This window comes from Roseitalea sp., assembly GCF_984466335.1.
The window spans coordinates 4,579-7,144 of sequence record NZ_CFIFWG010000162.1 but is presented as its reverse complement, the minus strand read 5'-3'; the positions used below and the strand labels follow the sequence as shown (position 1 = coordinate 7,144).

The following is a 2,566-nucleotide window of genomic DNA, read 5'->3' as shown; positions in this document are numbered from 1 at the left end:
CATCCGCCCCGCCCCGCGGGACTCAAACCGCGATCACCGGGCTCTGGTCGATGCAATTGAGCGCGGCGATGCCGAGGCGGCGCGCCGGATCCACCGTGAGCACCGCATAAACGCAAAGCGACTGATTATTGAACTGATCGCCAATTATGGCTTCAGCGCGGTTTGATCCCGTTTCTTGACCGCTGCCGGAGCGAGAAGTTCTGCCGGCGTGGCAAGGTTTGCGCGCCGGGCATGACCCAGATGCAAAGAGAAGGCCGCCAGAGCATGACCCGTTCCATCCTGAGGCAATAATATATACATAAGAAAATCCTTTATTGACTTTGAGATCACCCATATCAAACCAGCGAGCGTTTCGCTGAAATGGAGAGGCTCCACGCGGTGTGCACGTATACGGAAGACGATTTTTCGTTTGCCGGCAATGGCCTTGTCCGGCCGGAATGTGTGCTGTCTCTTGCCAATGGCCGGCTGGTGGTCTCCAATTTCGATGGCGGGTTCTCCGTCATCGAGCCGGACGGCAGGGTATGGCACCGGCTGGCCCGCGGCGCTTTTCGCCCCAGCACCAATGGGCTGTGCCTTCTGCCCGACGGCGCGGTTCTGGTCACGCATTTGGGTGAGACTGACGGTGGGGTCTTCCGGATCGATACCCACGCCAACCTGACACCGTCTGTCATAGAGGCCGATGGCGTTGCGCTGCCGCCGACCAATTTCGTTCACCGCGACCGTTCGGCGCGGCTTTGGATCACGGCGAGCACTCGTCAGGTGCCGCGCGCGCTTGGTTATACTGCCGATATTGCGGACGGCTTCATCGTGATGGCTGACGGCGACGGCGCGCGTATCGTCGCCGATGGGCTGGGGTTTGCCAATGAATGCCATGTCCATCCCGATGGCGAGCGCTTGTTCGTCAACGAGACCTTCTCAAAGCGCATGAGCGTTTTCCGGATCGTGGGACGGGGCGATTTGAGGCTGGCGCACCGCATAGAAGATTTTGGTCAGGGGGAGTTTCCAGACGGATTGGCATTTGACGCAGAAGGCGGGGTGTGGGTGGCCAGCATTGTCGCGAACCGGTTGATCCGTTTCGATGCCGATGGTCAACGCACTGTGGTGCTCGACGGTTTCGATGCCGGGCATGTGCGATGGTACGAGACCGCCTATCGGCAACGGCGCCTGACCAGCGACCATATGAAGGTGTCCAACGGCGTCTATGGCAATGTGTCGAGTCTGGCCTTTGGCGGGCCGGATTTGCGCACTGTTTTTGTAGGCAACCTGCTCGGCACCCGCATCGCATGGTTTCGCCAAGCGGTCGCCGGTGCTCCGCCGGCACACTGGGACTTTGCCGGACCTTGAGGCGACCAAGCCGCAGGCAGCCAGTCGTTCATTCAGACGGACCGGCGTTGCTGTGTGGCGCAGCTTCGCACCCGCTCGCAGTGGGCGCTGCCGTACAGGCGGTCTCGCGGGCGCCCAGGCCAACGCGCCCCTGCGGCCGGCCGCCGCGCAACTGGCCCGGCGTCTGGCCGGTCTGTCGTTTCATGACGGCGTAGAACTGGCTCACCGAGCCGAAGCCGGATGCGTAGGCGATGTCGGCCATGGCAAGGTCAGAGGCCGCCAGAAGCGAGCGAGCGCGGGCAACGCGCGTGCGCAGGATGAAAGCGCCCAGCGGCACGCCGGTCAGGTCGCGGAAGCGCGTTGTCAGATATTTCGGATTGAGGTCGAGTTCCCTGGCGATCGCCTTGACGGTGAGGCGTTCGCCGCCGCTCTCGGAGATGATGCCGACCACGCGCGGCAATATCCTGGCGATCAGGTCGGTGTCGCGCCGCGTCAGGCTCACCATGTTGACCGACCGCGCCTGAAACGTCGCCGCAAAGCGCTTCAGAAACACCGCGATCTCGTCTATGGCCATGGCGACGCGCTCGGCATCGGTCGCATTGAGATCATCGTGCCAGGCGGCGAAGGTGGCGCGGCCGAAATGGGCGGGCGCCTTGGCCACCAGAACCTTGCCGCCCAGAACGTCGGCAACGAAGGCGCGCGGCAGTTGCAGCGACAAGAACTCCTCCATCGGCACGTTGAGCACGTTGACGACGCTGCCCCTCTCGCTGTCGCACACGCGGTGCGGCAGGATGGCCGAGAAGATGGCCAGATCCCCGGCATCCAGCACGACATCGCGGCTGACGAAGTCGTAAAGGGCTTTGCGCCCGGCGCAGTAGACGATTTCGACGTGCACATGCCAGTGATGCTTCGCCATCACGCTCGGGTGGCGCAAGAGGGAGCGGAACTCGCCCGTCTTGTCGTGCAGGGACTGGTGCATGTCTTCCTCCGACGGAGCCTTGCCGGCGACGCTCGGGATTGTCGTAAAACTGTTACCCCAAACCTGACTTTCCCGGAGCCGAGCCACCTTAACGCGGACGACCCTAGCGGTCCAACATGACAGTTTCTCATCGCCGCTGACGACGGCGCTCATCCGAATTTTCGCCCGATCCAGGCCCGTCGCCAAACAGGCCCGTCACCAAAAGGGAACAAACCGATGAATGGCAGATTCTCCACCGTCAGCATGATCGCCCTGCTCGCTGCG

The 2,566-nt window shown here is 62.6% G+C and carries 3 protein-coding genes; 2 read left to right on the top strand and 1 reads right to left on the bottom strand.

Annotated elements, in window-relative coordinates; translation table 11 throughout:
• The first annotated feature begins 1 nt into the window (after window position 1).
• Both AC5E6L_RS12980 and AC5E6L_RS12975 read left to right on the top strand, forming a co-directional pair.
• Window positions 2-166, top strand: a complete 165-nt coding sequence (locus tag AC5E6L_RS12980) for an FCD domain-containing protein (protein WP_491773822.1) — start codon at window positions 2-4, stop codon at window positions 164-166.
• A gap of 212 nt (window positions 167-378) precedes the next feature.
• Window positions 379-1,344, top strand: a complete 966-nt coding sequence (locus AC5E6L_RS12975) for an SMP-30/gluconolactonase/LRE family protein (RefSeq protein WP_491773818.1) — start codon at window positions 379-381, stop codon at window positions 1,342-1,344.
• Window positions 1,345-1,372: 28 nt separating this feature from the next.
• Here AC5E6L_RS12975 and AC5E6L_RS12970 read toward each other — a convergent pair whose 3' ends face one another.
• The gene (locus tag AC5E6L_RS12970) at window positions 1,373-2,302 is read right to left on the bottom strand and encodes a helix-turn-helix domain-containing protein (RefSeq protein ID WP_491773816.1); all 930 of its coding nucleotides are present in this window, start codon (window positions 2,300-2,302) and stop codon (window positions 1,373-1,375) included.
• Window positions 2,303-2,566 lie beyond the last annotated feature (264 nt).